Consider the following 16,575-nt stretch of genomic DNA (forward strand, 5'->3'; position numbering starts at 1 on the left):
ACCTACCGGGTGCGGCCGACAGCTCAGTTCAGGCATTAGCCACGGCAAAAGAGACCCACCGCCCCGGACGGCGCGGGTCGGGCTTCACGGTGCCCCAAGCTCGCGGCCTCTGTCCCAGGCGTCCCGTATCAGGTTCTGGTCGAGCAGTGGGGCCTGAACGGCCATAGCCGATCCGGGTGGATCCTTACACAGCACGACCCCGCCCGTCGGCATAACCACCCCGCCTTGACGACCACCGAGAAAGATGAGGTGCCGGTCGTGAAGTTGCTTGCGATCTCCGGGATGCATTGTCTTGATCACGCAGTCCAGCCCAGTGAAGGCAGCAATCACTGAGGTGTCGACCCTCTGGACCTGATCCTTGGCAATCAGCATCCGGATGCGTGTGCTGCAGGTTGCACGGACGGCCTGAATGAACCGCAACAGCGTTGGTGGGTCGTTGGCCAAGTAGCGGTCCACCCACACGACCGCGGGTGCACCTGAGAGAAGCCCGCAAAAAGCGCTGACAGAATCCGCCCAGCGGTCAGGCCAGGTAGGAGCGCGACCCTCCAGCGCGGCGAGAGCCGCGCTAGACCGCAGTGCGCTCACCACGTCATAGAGCCCGTCTCCGGCCGAGAAGACCAAGGGGGCCAGGGCTTCGGCCGCGAAGTCGTTTGGAGGTAGCGTGGCAGGCCCGCCGCGCACCACCTCCTTAATCCATTGGGCGGCATCCCACGGCACATCTTGGATCCAGTTAGGGGCACGCAACTCAGCTGCCTCACGGACCTGATGGAGGGCTGGCCTACCAAGGACCGAGGTCACCATCCCCAGTAACGCGGCATTGCTGCCCACAGCCGCGACGGCATCCACCGACTGGGTGCAACCGGCAGCCTTGAAGTCGACCTCTGCAGTGCTGGGCAGAGGCACCACTCGAGCACGCGCCACCAGGGGAGAACCACTGCTGACCAGGTGCATGCTTCGCGCCCAGCGTCCCGTCAGCAAGGCGCCGATGTCTACCGCCCCCTCGCCGTCGATCAGCAGATGCAGCAGCAGCCGCTGCAGTCGCAGTCCGTGCGACCGGCGAAGGGCGTGTGGGTAGTCATCAAAGAGGAGATGTGCCGTACCGCGCCTGTCGAGCGCCTCGCGGACCCGCTTCTGGAAGTCCTCACCACGCGTATCCTGGTCCAGCTCGGTGTAACTCCGCCCCCTGGTGGACACGCTGGTGTCCCCCAACTCCCGCCCCACCGCGTTGAGCAAAGTGGTCTTGCCCGATCCGGGTATTCCCCGGACGATCACGATCTCCCCATCGATCAGGTATTCGCATACAGTTTGAACCCATTGCCGCTGCGAGGGCAAGAGCCTCATTTCACCACCAATGCCCGCATGGCGTGGATCCGCGGTGCCCAATTCTCGTCAGTAATTCCGTACGACACCAGGTGCGTGGCCATGTCTGGCTCATTCCGAGCCCATTCCTTCGCATCTGCGCTCTCCTGCGGGTCATCAGACCACAACAGAGGAAGCATGGCGGCTTCGTCTCCGAACCATTCGGTAAAGGAAGCCAATACGTCCGCCACCTCTGACTGCGGCGTATTAGGACCCTGCATTTTTGACGCCTCTTCCAGCGCGGAAAGCGTGACGTGCCAGGGAATCTCATCCCGGGGGCGCTTGCGGGCCGCAACAGAACATGCCTTCCGGGTGAGGAGGGGATGGCCACCGAACTCCTCGAAGAGGAAGTCGATGGCGTGATGGTCCGAGTAGCGCAGCGCCATGCGCTTACCAAGACTGCGGACCATTTCTCCCATCTCGCTCCGCTTCATCGGGGAAAGAAAGGCCAGTCTCGCGAACTTATACAACAGGTTGTCACGCCCGTCGAGGAGCGGCCTTTCAAAAATGGCGGGGTCCACCCCGGCACAGACAATGCCGATGCCATGCTTACCTTCGGCCTCGCGGCTCTGGACCACACCGCGCAACTGGATGAGACACCTCATCACCGCAGCCGCCTGTTCCACACCGAGATTCGAGCGGCTAGGCCACGCCTGGTCAATCTCGTCAATGAACAGTTCCAAGCGTTCTGGCAGCGCGTCCAAGAGGACGTTGAGATCGCGAATCCAGTAGCCGCTCGTCTGAACTGTCGGATTGGGGATGCCGTGCCTGGTCAGCGTCATCAGCCGCGGAACCTTTTGCCCCAGTTGGCGAACGATCTTGTGACACTTCTCCAGCAAGTCAAACTGGAATGCCTCAGCTGTCTGCAACACACTGATGTCCAACCAGATCACTGGCTTGCCGACACGTTCATGCTGTCGAGCCACAAAGTTCAGCAGCGAGGTCTTACCGGCCTTACGGAGTCCGAAGATCCCGACGGACTGCCCCCTGTCCAAGGCGAAATCGAGCTCCGCCACCTCGGCCTGCCGACCGTAGAACGCTGCGGGTTCGGTAATGGGGCGCGTTAGGTCATAGTGGTCGTGAGTGACCATAATCTCCGCAATGCGATCACGGAGCCCTGTTCCCGACCCACTGATCAAGTCGTCCGAGTTAATTGTCAGAATGGCGAGCTGGCCACGCCGCCGCTTTACGAGGTCGGCCGCAGCTGGATCTGACGTCAGCAGGATCGCGAAGTCCGGGTCAACCCGGGCGTCACGGTCATGCAGTCGCTCCGCGACCAGGGTGAGAATTCGCGGTTCCACCCTCTCATACGAGGCAGAAAGACAAAGGACATCGAGACGCAGATCGAAGGTCTCTCCAACATTGGTGGGCAGCGTGATATATATCCACCAGCGCGCCCTGTCCGATTGATCCTCTTTGAAACGATACGCCTCTGCGCCCATATCCCGCAGAAGCTTGTTAAACTCTCTTCCGCCGGGGACTCGTTGCTCAAACTTTGCCCTATGCGCTGCCAGTACTTGCTGGTTACGAGTGTTAGCCACGTACGCCTCTCAGCGGGGAGTCTTGCCCATATGTTAATGAGTGGGGCGAGTTTTGGCCGCTGTTTCCTCAAGCGCGACAGATCTGGCAAGGTGGGTGCACCTCCACCCCAGCGCCGGCGTCGAGTAGCTCGGAGACAGCTGAGCGAGCCCACATTGCCGACCTGAACTACCAAGCCTTGCTGGATGCCCCGCTGATCACGTTACGACTCGTCTGGGGCTGCAGGTCGGACGGCCTTAAGCCCTCTGTACGCGTTGCCTTAGGCTATTGTCTAGACCACATTTAGGACCCCTGCCCTTTCGCGCGGTCCGTCACCCGCAGGGCTACGCTCCACTACCGGGTCCTGCATCGCGAGACCTCCTCCAGCGGGCGCGGGTCAGTGAGTGCACGGTCTCGCTGCCACTCCCTGAAGCTGTAGCCGACTGCTAGCAGGCGTACATCGGGTTCGATGTTGGCGGCGAGCCGGCGCTGATGCTCTCTGGCGGCCTGCTGATAGATCAGTTGCGCCCGCTCGGAGGATCGGCCGGCCCGGACCATCCGGAGATCTTCCAAAACCCTCCGGCCCGCCGTTAGGTAAGCGTTTGAAAAAGGTCATCGATCGGATCAGTAGGCTGCCCACCAGAGTGAGCATCCCCCTCATTGCGCTCTTCCCTTTCACGCTCACCGGGGTCCGATTCATCCAACTCTTCGTCGCTGAAATCCAGATCCTGAGCCACTTCGTCTTGAAGCATCGACAGCCGGTCTGCAAGAGCGACCGGCTCAATTGATTCATGAAGTTCGAAATCTGCCAGTGCCTCCTGAAGCGAGGAGAGTGAATTCTCGCATTCTGCAACGTCATTGACTCTCCCGGCCTCCACCGCGTCCCACTTCGGCGCAAAAGAAGAGAAGCGCTGCCGGAGTACTATCTCGCTTTGCTCAGACCAGCGTGAAGGCTTGATGTTGAGTTCCCTAAAGACAGAAAGGGCTGCCTGAAAGTGCTCAGGATCTTCTAGGACCTTCAACAGCCTGGCTGCTGCAATGTCACGAGCCGCGACAACCTGCCCCTCTACGGTCTCGTATCTGGATAGATATCGCATGAGTGGGAATTCGCGCTGCACAAGTCCCACATCTGTCTGAGCTAGACGCTCGGACAGCTCTTGCACGATGCCGACCAGAGAATCCTCCCCAAGCAGACTTCGGCCATATTTATGGTCAAGAATCAGCATAACAAGATGTCGATTCCTGGCGGAAACCTCACGTCGATTGGCAATTCCATAATATCGAGGGCTATCCACCCAGGTACACGAGTCCACGGATGCCAGTCGAGTCAAAGCAGCCATCAGCACTCTCTGATGACCAGGAGCGAGCCGAGGAAGCCGCCGACCCCGCGGCGCCGCCCCGAAGAATGCATCGAATGCGATCCTGATGACTTGAGCATGGGAAGCTTCCCCTAGCTCCCAGAGCGCAAGCGTTTCCGCTTGCTCAAAGAAGAGACAACCACAGGCCATCTGATGAATTTCATCAGGGTGAGTCGTTAGGTACGACGAGACATAGTCAACAAAGGAGGGGTTAGCTAGCTGAATGAGTGACGCCCGATTTTTTGGGTGAAACCCGTTCACCTGATCATCAAGTGCCATGTTTGCGGTAACCTGAATAAAGGTGCCTTCCAGCTTCTTGAGAAGTAGTCGCAACCTATGCAGATCCGTACGCTGCCCTCTATTAATATGCTCGTAATAATTTAGTGCACGATGGAGGTCTCTGAGTTCGACGCGCGTACGGATGGTGGCTAGAACCAGCAGCAGACTCCTCTCTGCCACAGAGAGCTGGCTCTCAAAGATCCTTTCCCACAGCTCGCGGGGATCGTCAAGTGAATTCAGCACGTAGTCAAAGAAGAGTTCATCCTTGACTCCGGAGTTCCCGAAGTTCGCCGTAACAAGCTCGATGATCCTGGGGTTGAAGTTGGCATGCTGAATGACGTCCATATACCTTCTTTCCCGCAAGACTGACTCGCGCGCAACGTGAGAGAGCTCAGCGAAGTGAATGTGATTATAGAAGATTCTGGCTTTTTGTTCCGCAGTGTAATGCGAGAGGTCCAGAATCACCTTGCCATCGACTAGCGCTCGCGAACTCTGTAGGCGCTCGTGGACCTGCCGCGCCTGTTGGAGAATATACTCGCGCGTGGTCATGATCAGAATTTTATCGTCCACATCACGAATACGCTCAACCAAACTCGCAATCCTGCCGTCTTCGTTCTTATTCAGGTTGTCGAGCAATGAATTTTGACCCAGGAAATCGTCATACAGAAATACTTGCCTGACTCCCGGCTTCCATACCTTCTCGATGTCCGTCACGTCACTGGAGGCAGAATGAACTTCCCATCCGTCCGACAGAAGTTTGATGAGTAGTGTCTCAGCGAGAGTCGTTTTACCGATTCCTGGCTCTCCGGAAATGACGCAGACATGATGCTCGCCCAGAATCCTCAACGAATCCGAATAGGCTTCGCTATGAACATAAAGCCTGCGCCGCTTGACGATCCGGTCTACGAGTCCCGAGCTCCGCCGATACAGATCAGGGTGGAGTAGATGACCCAGAACGGCGCTCGAAGTAATCCATAGCTTGAAGTTATTGATCTCCACACGGGGATGCAGCCTCAGTAGGTTATCGAGATCATCCACGCCCCAAATGTCATCGACTTCCAGTCTGACCCCGGCGAACATGGTTGCGATTTCTTGCTTGTTCTGGCGTGTCAGCGATGCCGAGGTGGCCAAAATGTATCGACACGAAAAACGGTTGCCGATCTTTTTTGCCTCAGCTTCGAGCTGGCCTCTGATTTGAGCAAAAGTCCGTCCCGGCGAATGCTTACATTGGGCAATGAGGGTTTCCTTGCCGTCTCGATGGAGTCGAATATCGACTCCCCCGTCCCGGCCTGGCGGAAACGTCTCCATACGTGCGCCATGACTTGCCTGGAGGAGATCTCTCACCAAGACCTCGAAATCGTGAGGAGAGAGATCGCTGTAGTTGCGCGCCATACGGCCAGTATCTCTATGATCCCTTGGTGCTGGGGCCCTCTTTGCAGAAGATCCGTCCCTGGCCAGCGACAACCAGGGACGCGAACGACTCACAGGCTCGACGTCCTGCCAGCACCTGCACGCAGCCAGCCTCCGCAGTTCTCCCCCTCTTCCTGTCATCACCCGGGCAGCACTCACTGGGGCTGGTCCGGTTGCACAGAGCCGACTCCCACAGCTGATGTGGAGCGCTGCCGCTTCCTCGGGAGGCGAGTGGCCGACGGTCGCTTTGGCTCATCTACACCTTCATGCGCCGCCACGCCGACCCACAAATCGTAGTCAGCGAAGCCTTCTGGGCCTTGCGCCTGCGCCGACGCGGTGTCTGCACCACGGGCGGTTTCCTGCCCCCGCTCCGGCAATCACCTCAGATCGATGACCTGCCGTCGCCGTGCCCCATCCGTGCCCTTCAGAACGGAGAACAGCGGTCACGTACGGTCCCCGGCGGATACAGGCGACTACCCCGCTCGCGACAACCGTGCAGGTCAAAGCCACCCCATCCACTCAAACACCCGTGATTCCCAAGCTCAGAGCGCGAGTTCGATTCTCGTCACCCGCTCTTTGATGAAGGCCCTGGTCGGAGACCAGGGCCTTGTTTGTTGTCCGGACCGCACGAGGTCTCCCCGGTGCCTCACCAGCTTCTGAGTGCCACCCAACGGGTGCTGCCCGTGCGTGGAGTGACCCCCGAAATTCCGACACCTGGACGCTGGATGTTTCGTCATCCAGGGGAAGTGATCCAAGGTGGCAAAGCGGAAGAACTATCCCGAAGAGTTCAAGCGGGACGCGGTGGACCTGGTGCGCTCCTCGCCAGACCGTTCCCTCACCGACATCGCCCACGGCCTGGGTATCCATCTGGAGACCCTGCGCAAGTGGGTCCGGGAGGACCGGACCCGCGCCCAGGCAGCGGGCGGCGGGGGTGACGCCGGCATGACCCCTGACGCGAAAGAAGAGCTCAGGCGCTTGCGGCGGGAGAACGCCCGGCTGAAGGAGGACAACGAGATCCTCCGGAAAGCCGCCGCCTATTTCGCGCGGGAGACGACACGGTGATCCGCTTCCGTTTCGTCGACGAGCACAGAGGCGCCCACAGGGTGAAGCGGATGTGTGATGTTCTCGGCTGGGACCGCTCCGGCTACTACACCTGGCACCAGAACAAGGAGGCACGGCAGGAGAAGGCCGACGAGGAAGAGGGGCTGGCCCGCCGCATCCAGGAGATCCACACCGATTCCCGGGGTGCCTACGGGGCCCTGCGGATCACCCGGAAACTCCGGGACCAGGGGCACGTGGTGAACCGCAAACGCGTCGCACGGATCATGCGGGAGCGCGAGATCGCCGGGATAACGCGACGGAAGTCGCGGTCGCTGACGAAGCAGGACCACACGGCGCCGCCCGCACCGGACCTGATCCTGCGCGACTTCACCGCGCCGATGCCGGGCCTGAAATTCGTCGGGGACATCACCTGCCTGCCGACGGCGGAGGGCTGGCTGTATCTGGCGACGGTGATCGATCTGTGCACGCGGGAGGTCGTGGACTGGTCGATGGCCGACCACATGCGCACCGAGCTGGTTGCGGACGCCATCCGGATGGCCCATGCGGGCGGGCACACGGCAGGCAACGCGATCTTTCACTCGGATCGCGGGTCGCAATACACGTCCCATCAATTCCGCGCTCTGCTGGGTGAGCTGGACATTCGGCAGAGCGCCGGACGCACCGGCTCATGCTTCGACAACGCCGCCGCGGAGAGCTTCTTCGCCGTCCTGAAAGCAGCGATCGGTACGACCGCCTGGGAAACCCGGGCGCAGGCTCGGCAGGACGTTTTCCGGTGGATCGCGGAACATTACAACCGGGAGCGGATCCACTCGGCCATCGGCTACATCACGCCGTACCAGGCGAGGGTCCGCTGCCATCAACGGCTGGACCTCGCGGCATAAAACGGAAGTGTCGGGACCTGAGGGGTCACTTCACCCCACTCCGGTTCCCCGGCCAATACCACGACCCCGAGACCGGCCTCCACTACAATCTCAACCGGCACTACGACCCTGAGGCTGCCCGCTATCTCACCCCGGATCCACTCGGCCTCACACCGGCACCCAACGCATTCACCTATGTTCACAACCCCCACTCATCGTCCGACCCACTCGGCCTCGCCCCCTGCCCTCGCGGCGGCTGGGAGAAGAAGGCAGACTTCTCGAGTCAGAAAGTAATGAGCAAGAAGTTTCATGCACATGGCGACGATTTTTTGGACACGAAAGGCAATCTAAATGGAGCAAACCTGAAGCGATTCGAAGAAAGCATGCGCTCCCATATAACCGCAGACGGGACAAAGATTTACCGCTTTGATTACAGAGGCCAGGGGCCAGCCGTGGGTTTCATTAATCCAGCCACCCAAAAAATGGTGATGCTCCACGCGGACGGGAAATTTTGGTCGGCCTGGAAATTGGGAGACAAACAATTTAAAGACATCATCGACAAGGGATTCCTTTGGTGACTGATTACAACATCCCGGGCGAAGCAAACCCCGATCAACTGGGGATTTTGTCCAGCCTCGGGGATTACAACTCGGCCTGGCTGGCCGTCGGCGCCAAGCTCGTCGTTCCGGTGCCTGCCGGCTCGTGCGTGGACGACACTCTGGTCCAGCGCATCACCGAAGGCTGCCGCACGGGAGGAGCGGACGCTGTACTAGTGATGGCGATCGGGTCCGAAACTGCTAGCCGAACCTGGCGTCTGATTGCACCAGACATAGCGGCATCGGAATTGGTTGAATTCGGCCCTCCCCTCCTTCTTGCCTCGTCGGACCGGCAGGGTGCGATTCTGTTTCCCCGCCCTGGGTACGTGCTAGTAGCAGGAACAGCAGGATTTCTGAAGGGCGCGGTCCCGGAAGGGGTGGACGGAGGGCGAGCCCGCTTCGGACGATACGTCCGCACCGCAGCCAAGCGATGGCCAGAACTCAAGGAAATCTCGCAGTCATTTCCCCCCCGCCACATTGCCTGGGCCCGCGCACGGGAAATTCCCGCCGGAACAGGCGCTGCTCGTCAGGTGAATCTGATGCAGGCCTTCACCGCGGGGACCATCAGCGGAGCGGACTTCGCCCGCAGCTGGCTGGACGCCCGCCGCACATCCCAGAATAACGGCGAGAGGCTCCGCGACCCACTCCTTACGGCCCTCGATCAGATCTTCTCACTGTTGGAAGACTATTCCATCGATCCGGCCCTCAAAGATCCTGACGACCTATCGGATGAAGAGCTGATGGATGCGGTACGAAAAACCATGGAGCGTACCGATGGATTTTGATGACCGACGCGTGCAACTGCCTTCGGAAGGTGCACGAGAATTTCAGTGATATTCGAAGGGATGCATATATCTCCCTCTTCTTCACCGAAGCCGGCGAGGCGCCCCTCATCTCGAAAGTAAGTGAAACGAAGTGGAATTCCTGAGGAGTTGACGACTCCGTCACGTACGCCGTGGATGCTCGGATCACGTCCTGGACCGACCGCAACGACTCTACGTTCCGCTATGTGTACGACGACGCGGGCTGGGTGGTCAGTGGAGTGACCCCCGAAATTCCGACACCTGGACGCTGGATGTTTCGTCATCCAGGGGAAGTGATCCAAGGTGGCAAAGCGGAAGAACTCTTCGCCGTCCTGAAAGCAGAGATCGGTACGACCGCCTGGGAAACCCGGGCGCAGGCCCGACAGGACGTTTTCCGGTGGATCGCGGAACATTACAACCGGGAGCGGATCCACTCGACCATCGGCTACATCACGCCGTACCAGGCGAGGGTCCGCTGCCATCAACGGCTGGACCTCGCGGCATAAAACGGAAGTGTCGGGACCTGAGGGGTCACTTCAGGCGGGACCGAACCCGTGATCCGCACCGCGAGGTAGGTCTCGTGGCCGTCGTCGGCGCGGACCTGAAGGCCGACGGTGAAGGTGTCGAAATCCACCGTGTGCTCCTGACCGTCCCGGAGGGTGGCACGGCTCAGAGTCAGAACCGTGGTCCGGAGCCGCCGGACGAAACGGACTCCAGCTTCGGCGCGATAGCGGACGTGGTCCTCGCGAGCGGGGAGCAAGTGAGCGGTGTACGTGGCGGACTTGAGCGCGTCGGTGTTGCCGGCGTTGTAGCGGGTTCGGGCGGTCTTGCCGTCAGCTTCGAGGGCGTAGAAGTCGTCGGTGGAGCCGTCCTCGCGGCGGCCGGCCGCCACCAGCCACGGAAGATCGGCGTCCACCCAGACCGCCCCGCGCCAGCGCTGAACCTTCACCTTGAACAACACTGGTCATCGATAGCGCGGATGCGCTCATGCTTGGCATCGTCCGCCGCGAACTGCTCGGCGGCCTTCGCCAGGATCGAGTGCTCGATCTCGTCCAGGGGGTCGGTCACCGCCGGTAGGGGCAGACCGAGGTCATCGCGCAGGCATCGCAGGGTGGGCCTGGCGGGACGCATCGCAGTGTGAAGAGTCATTCGTCGATCCCGCCGACCGCGTCGATCTCCTCCGCGGTCAGACCGGTCAGGAGCATGACGTCCGACTTCAAGGAGCCGTCCAGGACGCTGAGCGCTTCCACCATGCCCTCGCGCAAATCCTCACGCCTCTGGTCCAGGTATACCCGTACCGCCTCCGCGACCAGGTCCTTCTTCGTCAGTCCCAGGAAATGCGCGCCCTGGCTGATCAGCTTGTCCGTCGCCGGGTCCACCTTGAGCGGCGACTGACGGGGCGGCTTTGAAGCCGTGGTCATAAATCCCACCTCCGCATCCACGGTACCTTAGTACCTCATGATGGGGTCTTGTTGCTGGTAACCACATGAGACGCAGTCCGCCGACCGCCCGTATCGCCAGGGATGAAATCGCACGACGGCAAGCGCCTGATCCAGCGCGGTAATGCTTCCCCACTCACGGCACGGCACGGCAGCATCGATCACCCTCGTGCCCCGTCCGTGCCCTTCGGAGCGGACAGCAGCGGTCAAGTACGGTGGCCAGAGACCACACCAGCCTCGACCGCTCCAGCCGAACATGCAGGTCAGAGCCACTACAGTCGTTCAAGAACCGTTGATTCCCAAGCTCAGAGCGCGAGTTCGATTCTCGTCACCCGCTCTTCGATGAAGGCCCTGGTCAGTGACCGGGGCCCTTTCCTTGCCCACACGCACCTGACCTCCACACGAAGCGCCGACACTTCAGGCTCCGCGTTCGATCAGACCGCTGCGCCAGGCCCAGGCCGCGATCTCCACGCGGTTTCTTGCTCCGAGCTTGGACTGCACATTGGTGAGGTGCGTCTTGACCGTTCCCACGGTGATGGACAGGGCCGCGGCTATCTCGGCGTTGGTCATACCTTCGGCCAGCAACACGACTACCTGCTTCTCTCGCGGCGAGAGCTTGGTGGCAGGCCCCGGACCGTGGGGCGCCGTTCGGAACTGCTTCAGGAGCCGCACGGTGATCGAGGGGCTGACCAGCGAGTCGCCGACCGCAGCCGCACGGACCGCCTCGGCCAGCAAACGCGGGCCGGAGTCCTTGAGGATGAATCCGCTGGCCCCCGCTGCCACCGCGCGGGCCAAGTAGTCCTTATCGTCGAAGGTCGTCACCATCACGACCTGGGGCCGGTACAGAGCATGGGGCCGGGTGAGGTGGCGCAGGGCATCCAGACCGTCCAGGCGGGGCATCCGGATGTCCATCAGAACGACGTCCGGCCGGTGCAGTTCAGCCATCTCCAGGGCCTGGAGGCCGTCCTGGGCCTGGGCGACGACGTGGATGTCGTCCTCGGCGGAAAGAATCATGGACATGCCTGTGCGGACGATCTCCTGGTCGTCCGCGAGCAACACCCGGATCACGGGCCGTCCCTCCACGCGCTCTGCAAGGGGATTCGGGCGTGCACCCGCCAGCGTCCGCCGCCGTCCGGACCCGCCCGAAAGACGCCGCCTTCGGCGGTGACGCGTTCCTCAAGTCCGACGAGACCGTACCCCAGCGCCGTCGGTGCCCCGGCCTCGGGCAGATCGTTGGTGATGTCGATCTCCACGGATCGGGGGAGGACTCGGAGCACCACGGAGACGTGCCGGGAGTCCGGCGCGTGCTTACGCACATTCGTCAGGGACTCCATGGTGACCCGGTGCACGGCCGCCATGGGCGCTGTCGGCAGACTGTCGACGGGCCCCTCCTCCTCAAGGCGGGCAGGTCCGCCGCCTCGCAGCGCGAAGGTCGCCACCAGAGCTCGCAGATGTTTCGCTTCGCCCGCCGGTACGAGCGGGGCCGCCGTCCGGAGCCCACTCACCATGTGCCGCAAAGCCCTGAGTGCCGCCGAGGCCGCCCCTTCGATCTGCCCCAGTGCCGAAACCGTCATCTGCGGATCGGACGCCGCGACCACCTGGGCCCCCTGGGCCTGCACGACGATGCCCGTCACATGATGCGCGACGAAGTCGTGCAGGTCCCGGGCGAAGGTGAGCCGTTGCTCCAAGCGCACCTGCTCAGCGTGACGCCGCCGGTCAGCGGCTGCCAGTCGGGCCACGAGCGCCCCGGTCAACCCCGCACAGACGGCGAACGTGCAGAGCAGCGCCAGGACGAGGCTGTTCTCCGTCGCCTCCACTGCTACCGGGCGCAGAACCGCAGCCAGACACAACAGGAGGGACGCCCCCACGGCAGGCAGGGCGGCACCGTACCGGACCGTGAGGACCAGCACCACGATGAGTGCTGTGATCTCGAACAGGGTGTAGGCATCGGCGTGCCGCGCCGGCGCCTCCGGCGACCCGGCGGTGACATGCATCCACGCACTGCACCCGAGGGACACGGCCCCTGCCAGTGCGCCGGCCCCCGCTACGAGCCGTGGATCGATTCGCCGCCACCGGCGCACCGCCCCGACCGAGAGGGCAAGAACGGGTGCGGCTGCCGAGAGGAGGGCCTGGGGTGCGAGGACGGTCCCGTAGACACCGGTGCGGTAGTCCGCGGCGAGCGCCAACACCAAGGCCGCCCCGACGAGAACGACGCCGAGGCGGAACAGGACACGACGCATCCGGGAGAAGCGTCTGCCGAAATGCGGGGAATCCATACGGGCAGCGTACGTATCCGGGGCTGGGAGCCCCTCTGTCAAAAGTCGTAGTGCTCCACGCGCGCTCCTTCCTTCGGTAGATCCGCCCTGGCGCCTCAAGGGACGACGATCGCTCAAGACGATCGGTACGCGAGCCTCAGGAGCACCCATGAACTTCCAGATCCACATTCCCACCGCCGCGATCCTCGGGCCCGCGCTCGCCGTCTTCGCCCTCGTGGCCTTGGTACGCCACCGACGCGCCTCCCCCGACTGGCAAGGCGGCTCGCTGGTGCTGCGCGTCATCACCGCGCTCTACGCCGCAGCGGTCGCCTCACTCACCTTCTTCCCTCTGTGGATCTACGGCGGGGATTATCGGAACCAGGCAGAATGGATCGGGCAGATCCAGCCGATTCCGTTGCTCCTGGCCGACATGACCATGGTCCCCAACGTGATCATGTTCATGCCGCTCGGCTTCATGCTGCCGCTGCTCCTCCCCCGACTCAACCGCAGCCGCACCGTCCTGGCCTGCGCGCTCATCAGCCTGGGCATCGAGTCCGTCCAACTGCTCCAGTACATCGTCTTCGCCATGGGTCGCGCCGTCGATGTCAACGACCTCATCGCCAACACCGTCGGTGGTCTCCTCGGCTACGCCGTCCTGCGCGCCGCCCAGCGCGGGGCCGCCACCCGCAGGGTGCTGGACAAGGTGTGAACCGCCCCGGGTTCGGTAGAGACAACAGGTTGTGGTTGTGACCTGAGGCTTCGGGGTTGCGCGACGCTATAGGACCCTGCAAAGGCCAGGTTTTTCGCTCACCTACCAGGAAAGCCTGTCGGTCTCACCGCGCTGCGTATATCCGAGGTGCCGCGGGCCGCGCCCCTTCGATCATGCGACCCCGACTGACGATGCCAAGAACACAAGCCCCCACCTGCATACTCCAGTATGCTAGCTGCATGTCCTCAACGACTCGCATCACCGTCACGCTCCCCAGCGACCAGGTGGCGGAGCTCCGCAAGCTCACGGACAACGTCTCCGGCTACGTGGCGGAAGCGGTAGCCCGCCAGATCCGGCACCAGCTTCTGGGCGACGACCTCCGCCGCCACGAGGAGGAGCACGGCCCCTTCAGCGACCAGGAGCTAGCCGAGGCCCGCTCGAAGATCTTCGGCGTCGGCGGCACCTCCAAGGACGCGGACGCCGCGTGAGCGAACGCATCGAAACCGTCGTCCTGGACTCGGAAGGGCTCTCCGCCTGGATCGCGCAGGACCGCAAGCTGCTCGCGATGCTTCAGGTCTTCCACGACATGGGAGCCGACTTGGTGATCGGGGCGAACACCATCGTGGAAGTCAGCCACTCACGCACCAACATGCCCCGCCTGCACTGGGCCCTGTCCCGCGTCAAGGTGGAGCCCGTCACCGAACAGGCGGCGAAAGCAGCAGCGGAACTCCTCAAAGGTGCCGGACTGCACGGGCACAAGTACGCCATCGACGCCACAGTCGCCGAGGTCGCCCTGCGCCAGCCGAAACCCGTCGCCCTCCTGACCTCCGACAGCGACGACATGACCAAGCTCTGCGGCAACCAAGTCCGCGTCATCCCCCTCTGACGCGCCGGCCCACCCCGAGCACACCACTGGCAGGGTCCGCCGTATCGCCGCCCTCGTGCCCCATCCGTGCCGCCCCCGTGGGCGAGGCATCAGCGGCGCCGCACTGGAACAAGAACGTGAAGTGTGGGGAGACCGACCCCGAGGGACGGGTGATCCCAACGCGTTACGGCAACGCCGATCTCGGTTGGAATCACTTCTCCGGCAAGCACAACATCAAGAAGTGCCGGGTGGTCGACGCGGCCCTGGCCGGGATGGCCGACAAGAAGAACGGGGGCAGACTCGAGTACTACGGGGTCGCCCGCAACCAGACCAGACTGGTCAAGATCGTGGTCGTCATGCAGTACGCGCGCCGCACGGCCGATGGCGAGTACGACGCGGGCAGGGGCAAGAAGATCGGCGTCATCACCGCCTGCTGCAAAGGCATGAACAGGTGCCCGGACTGGATCAACGAGTGAACGACCCCGGCGGGGATACAGCCGAGCAGCAGGCGTACATCACGCGCTTCCTCCTCGACTACACAGCGGTGCCCCTTGCCGGGGGGACCTTCCTCCGCGGTGTGCTGCCGGCGCGGGATGCGGTCCGGGTCGTGACCGGAGCCGCCGACGTGGTGGCACCACACGAACTGGTCGCCTATGAAGTCCCTTTGTCGGACGAGGACGAGGAGCCGGTGACCGCTCCACTGGTCCTTGCCTGGACACGCACGCTCGCATCCGACTCCCTGTTCAGCGGTCAGCACAACGAACCACTTACGGCCTTCGCGCTTGACGGACACCGTCTTGACCTTGCCGACCACGGCACGGTGCTGGTTGACCTTGACGTGCCCGACGCCTTGGAAGCGGACGCGGGTGACGGGGTCGTGCGGGGTGGAGTCCCAACGGCAGCCGTCACCGTCCTTGGGGAAGTCGACCGTGTCGAACCAGTTCACTCCACGGAAACGCGGATAGCCGGGCGTGCCCCCGGCCTTGATGCGGCGGAAGAACGCGGCGAACGCCTTGTCCAAGCGGCGAAGCGTTGCCTGCTGCGAGCTGAACGACCACCGGCCGTGCCGCTCGGGGTCGAACGCCCGGATCTCCTTAAGCTGGGCGGACTGCATCCCGTACTTGATGCGGCCCACCGTGGGCCAGCAGGCCGCTTTGGGCGAGATACTGATTTGGTGACTGACAACGACACCTCATCGGCCCGCCGGGAGGAGGCGGAAGTTCTGTGGGGTCGTCCTCACCTGAAACACGCGTCTCAGGGAGGTTCGGGGGCGTGACTCCACGACGGGAGTGATCTCAGCACCGCCGCGCGCTGCCGGATGAGCGCTATCTGTTCCCCCCCCCCCCCGGCGAATTTCGAGGCTTGTTTCGACATCTGGGCGGCGTGCCGGCGGTAGCGGAGGGTCGCCGCGTCGACCAGGACTCCTTCCGCGACCGCCGAGGCGGCCATGAGGACTCCGGTGTCCTCCATCCCCTGGAGGGCGGACCACCCGCCGAGCGCCAGGAGCAAAGGGCGTCTCCACATCACCCCCGCCGGGTGGACCGGCACCCGGTAGTCGGTGGGGGTCGTCCTCCAGGCGGGCAGGAGTGCGCCCCGGGGCAGGATGCCGGGCAGGACCGGCAGCGGATGGTCGATCAGGAGGCCGTCGCCCATCAGGTCCCGGGCGCGGCCCACGGCGTATCCGGCGTCCGGGTGGTCGCTCAGGGCGGTGGCGAGGGCTGCCAGGGCGCCGGGTTCGAGTTCGTCGTCCGCGTCGACGTTCTGGACGAGGGGGGCGGAGGTACGGCCCAGGGCTATGTTGCGCGTGACCGCCGGGCCTTCGGAGGTGCCGTGGGAGGCGACGGACACCCTTGGGTCGTCCATGGCGCCGCAGGACTTCAGAACCGCCCATGCCTCGTCCGCCGGGCCGTCGATCTGCACCAGCCAGCGCCACCGCGTATGGCTCTGGTCGACCAGTGACCGCCATGTCGCCGGGAGGAAGGCCGCATGGGAGGCGTGCACGGCCGTCACCACGTCTGCCTGCATGTTCCGATCATATGGCCCCCTCACTCCGCCCTGCCGT

Annotated in this window: 18 protein-coding genes and 2 pseudogenes; 10 read left to right on the forward strand and 10 right to left on the reverse strand. The window is 63.0% G+C overall.

The annotated features are described in order from the left end of the window. Window positions 1-84: 84 nt before the first annotated feature. The 3 genes from OG242_RS14830 to OG242_RS14840 form a co-directional block, all read right to left on the reverse strand. The gene (locus tag OG242_RS14830; protein WP_392250041.1) at window positions 85-1,341 is read right to left on the reverse strand and encodes a hypothetical protein; all 1,257 of its coding nucleotides are present in this window, start codon (window positions 1,339-1,341) and stop codon (window positions 85-87) included. Beyond that, the gene (locus tag OG242_RS14835) at window positions 1,338-2,900 is read right to left on the reverse strand and encodes an ATP-binding protein (protein ID WP_329869504.1); all 1,563 of its coding nucleotides are present in this window, start codon (window positions 2,898-2,900) and stop codon (window positions 1,338-1,340) included. The genes OG242_RS14830 and OG242_RS14835 overlap by 4 nt, the downstream gene beginning before the upstream one ends. Window positions 2,901-3,467: 567 nt before the next feature. Further along, the gene (locus OG242_RS14840) at window positions 3,468-5,906 is read right to left on the reverse strand and encodes a restriction endonuclease (RefSeq protein WP_329869506.1); all 2,439 of its coding nucleotides are present in this window, start codon (window positions 5,904-5,906) and stop codon (window positions 3,468-3,470) included. A 774-nt stretch (window positions 5,907-6,680) separates the two neighbouring features. On the opposite strand from OG242_RS14840, the gene OG242_RS14845 reads away from it, so the two are divergent. The 6 genes and pseudogenes from OG242_RS14845 to OG242_RS14870 all read left to right on the forward strand — a co-directional run bounded on the left by OG242_RS14845 (window position 6,681) and on the right by OG242_RS14870 (window position 9,751). Continuing rightward, a complete protein-coding gene (locus OG242_RS14845) occupies window positions 6,681-6,986 on the forward strand; it encodes a transposase (protein WP_405898613.1) in 306 nt (101 codons plus the stop codon). Continuing rightward, entirely contained in the window at window positions 6,983-7,867 is an 885-nt protein-coding gene (locus tag OG242_RS14850) for an IS3 family transposase (protein WP_405898614.1), read from the forward strand. The genes OG242_RS14845 and OG242_RS14850 overlap by 4 nt, the downstream gene beginning before the upstream one ends. Window positions 7,868-7,896: 29 nt before the next feature. Beyond that, window positions 7,897-8,097: pseudogene (locus OG242_RS14855) on the forward strand (RHS repeat-associated core domain-containing protein); the annotation flags it as partial. 42 nt (window positions 8,098-8,139) lie between these two features. Next, complete coding sequence (locus OG242_RS14860) at window positions 8,140-8,424, forward strand: colicin D domain-containing protein (RefSeq protein ID WP_405901615.1); 285 nt, start codon at window positions 8,140-8,142, stop codon at window positions 8,422-8,424. Continuing rightward, entirely contained in the window at window positions 8,421-9,227 is an 807-nt protein-coding gene (locus tag OG242_RS14865; RefSeq protein ID WP_405898615.1) for a colicin immunity domain-containing protein, read from the forward strand. Before OG242_RS14860 ends, OG242_RS14865 begins: the two co-directional genes overlap by 4 nt. A 290-nt stretch (window positions 9,228-9,517) precedes the next feature. Next, entirely contained in the window at window positions 9,518-9,751 is a 234-nt protein-coding gene (locus tag OG242_RS14870) for an integrase core domain-containing protein (protein ID WP_405901616.1), read from the forward strand. On the opposite strand, the gene OG242_RS14875 is transcribed toward OG242_RS14870, so the two are convergent. The 5 genes from OG242_RS14875 to OG242_RS14895 form a co-directional block, all read right to left on the reverse strand. Further along, window positions 9,727-10,206, reverse strand: coding sequence for a hypothetical protein (locus OG242_RS14875; protein ID WP_405898616.1), 480 nt, complete (start codon window positions 10,204-10,206; stop codon window positions 9,727-9,729). The genes OG242_RS14870 and OG242_RS14875 overlap by 25 nt on opposite strands. Then, window positions 10,191-10,313, reverse strand: a complete 123-nt coding sequence (locus OG242_RS14880) for a hypothetical protein (RefSeq protein ID WP_405898617.1) — start codon at window positions 10,311-10,313, stop codon at window positions 10,191-10,193. The genes OG242_RS14875 and OG242_RS14880 overlap by 16 nt, the downstream gene beginning before the upstream one ends. Before the next feature lie 77 nt (window positions 10,314-10,390). Further along, entirely contained in the window at window positions 10,391-10,666 is a 276-nt protein-coding gene (locus OG242_RS14885) for a hypothetical protein (RefSeq protein WP_136314796.1), read from the reverse strand. Window positions 10,667-11,101: 435 nt separating this feature from the next. Continuing rightward, on the reverse strand, window positions 11,102-11,752 hold the full coding sequence (locus tag OG242_RS14890) for a response regulator (protein WP_405898618.1): 651 nt from the start codon (window positions 11,750-11,752) through the stop codon (window positions 11,102-11,104). Continuing rightward, window positions 11,749-12,924 carry a sensor histidine kinase gene (locus OG242_RS14895; RefSeq protein WP_405898619.1) on the reverse strand — a complete coding sequence of 392 codons (1,176 nt, stop codon included), beginning with the start codon at window positions 12,922-12,924 and terminating at the stop codon, window positions 11,749-11,751. Before OG242_RS14895 ends, OG242_RS14890 begins: the two co-directional genes overlap by 4 nt. A 184-nt stretch (window positions 12,925-13,108) precedes the next feature. Between OG242_RS14895 and OG242_RS14900 the strand changes: the two genes are divergently transcribed. From OG242_RS14900 to OG242_RS14915, 4 genes are all read left to right on the forward strand, one after another. Continuing rightward, on the forward strand, window positions 13,109-13,648 hold the full coding sequence (locus OG242_RS14900; RefSeq protein WP_405898620.1) for a VanZ family protein: 540 nt from the start codon (window positions 13,109-13,111) through the stop codon (window positions 13,646-13,648). Window positions 13,649-13,887: 239 nt separating this feature from the next. Then, window positions 13,888-14,136 (forward strand): hypothetical protein, encoded by a 249-nt coding sequence (locus tag OG242_RS14905; protein ID WP_405898621.1) that lies wholly within the window; start codon window positions 13,888-13,890, stop codon window positions 14,134-14,136. Beyond that, complete coding sequence (locus tag OG242_RS14910; RefSeq protein ID WP_405898622.1) at window positions 14,133-14,534, forward strand: DNA-binding protein; 402 nt, start codon at window positions 14,133-14,135, stop codon at window positions 14,532-14,534. Before OG242_RS14905 ends, OG242_RS14910 begins: the two co-directional genes overlap by 4 nt. A 149-nt stretch (window positions 14,535-14,683) precedes the next feature. Then, complete coding sequence (locus OG242_RS14915) at window positions 14,684-14,989, forward strand: hypothetical protein (protein WP_405898623.1); 306 nt, start codon at window positions 14,684-14,686, stop codon at window positions 14,987-14,989. Between the two features lie 263 nt (window positions 14,990-15,252). On the opposite strand, the pseudogene OG242_RS14920 reads toward OG242_RS14915, so the two are convergent. Both OG242_RS14920 and OG242_RS14925 read right to left on the reverse strand, forming a co-directional pair. Beyond that, window positions 15,253-15,639, reverse strand: a pseudogene (locus OG242_RS14920) (RNA-guided endonuclease TnpB family protein); the annotation flags it as partial. A gap of 128 nt (window positions 15,640-15,767) precedes the next feature. Beyond that, window positions 15,768-16,538 (reverse strand): glycosyltransferase family 2 protein, encoded by a 771-nt coding sequence (locus OG242_RS14925; protein WP_405898624.1) that lies wholly within the window; start codon window positions 16,536-16,538, stop codon window positions 15,768-15,770. Window positions 16,539-16,575: the final 37 nt, after the last annotated feature.

It is taken from the genome of Streptomyces sp. NBC_00727 (assembly GCF_045161745.1).
Lineage (GTDB): Bacteria > Actinomycetota > Actinomycetes > Streptomycetales > Streptomycetaceae > Streptomyces.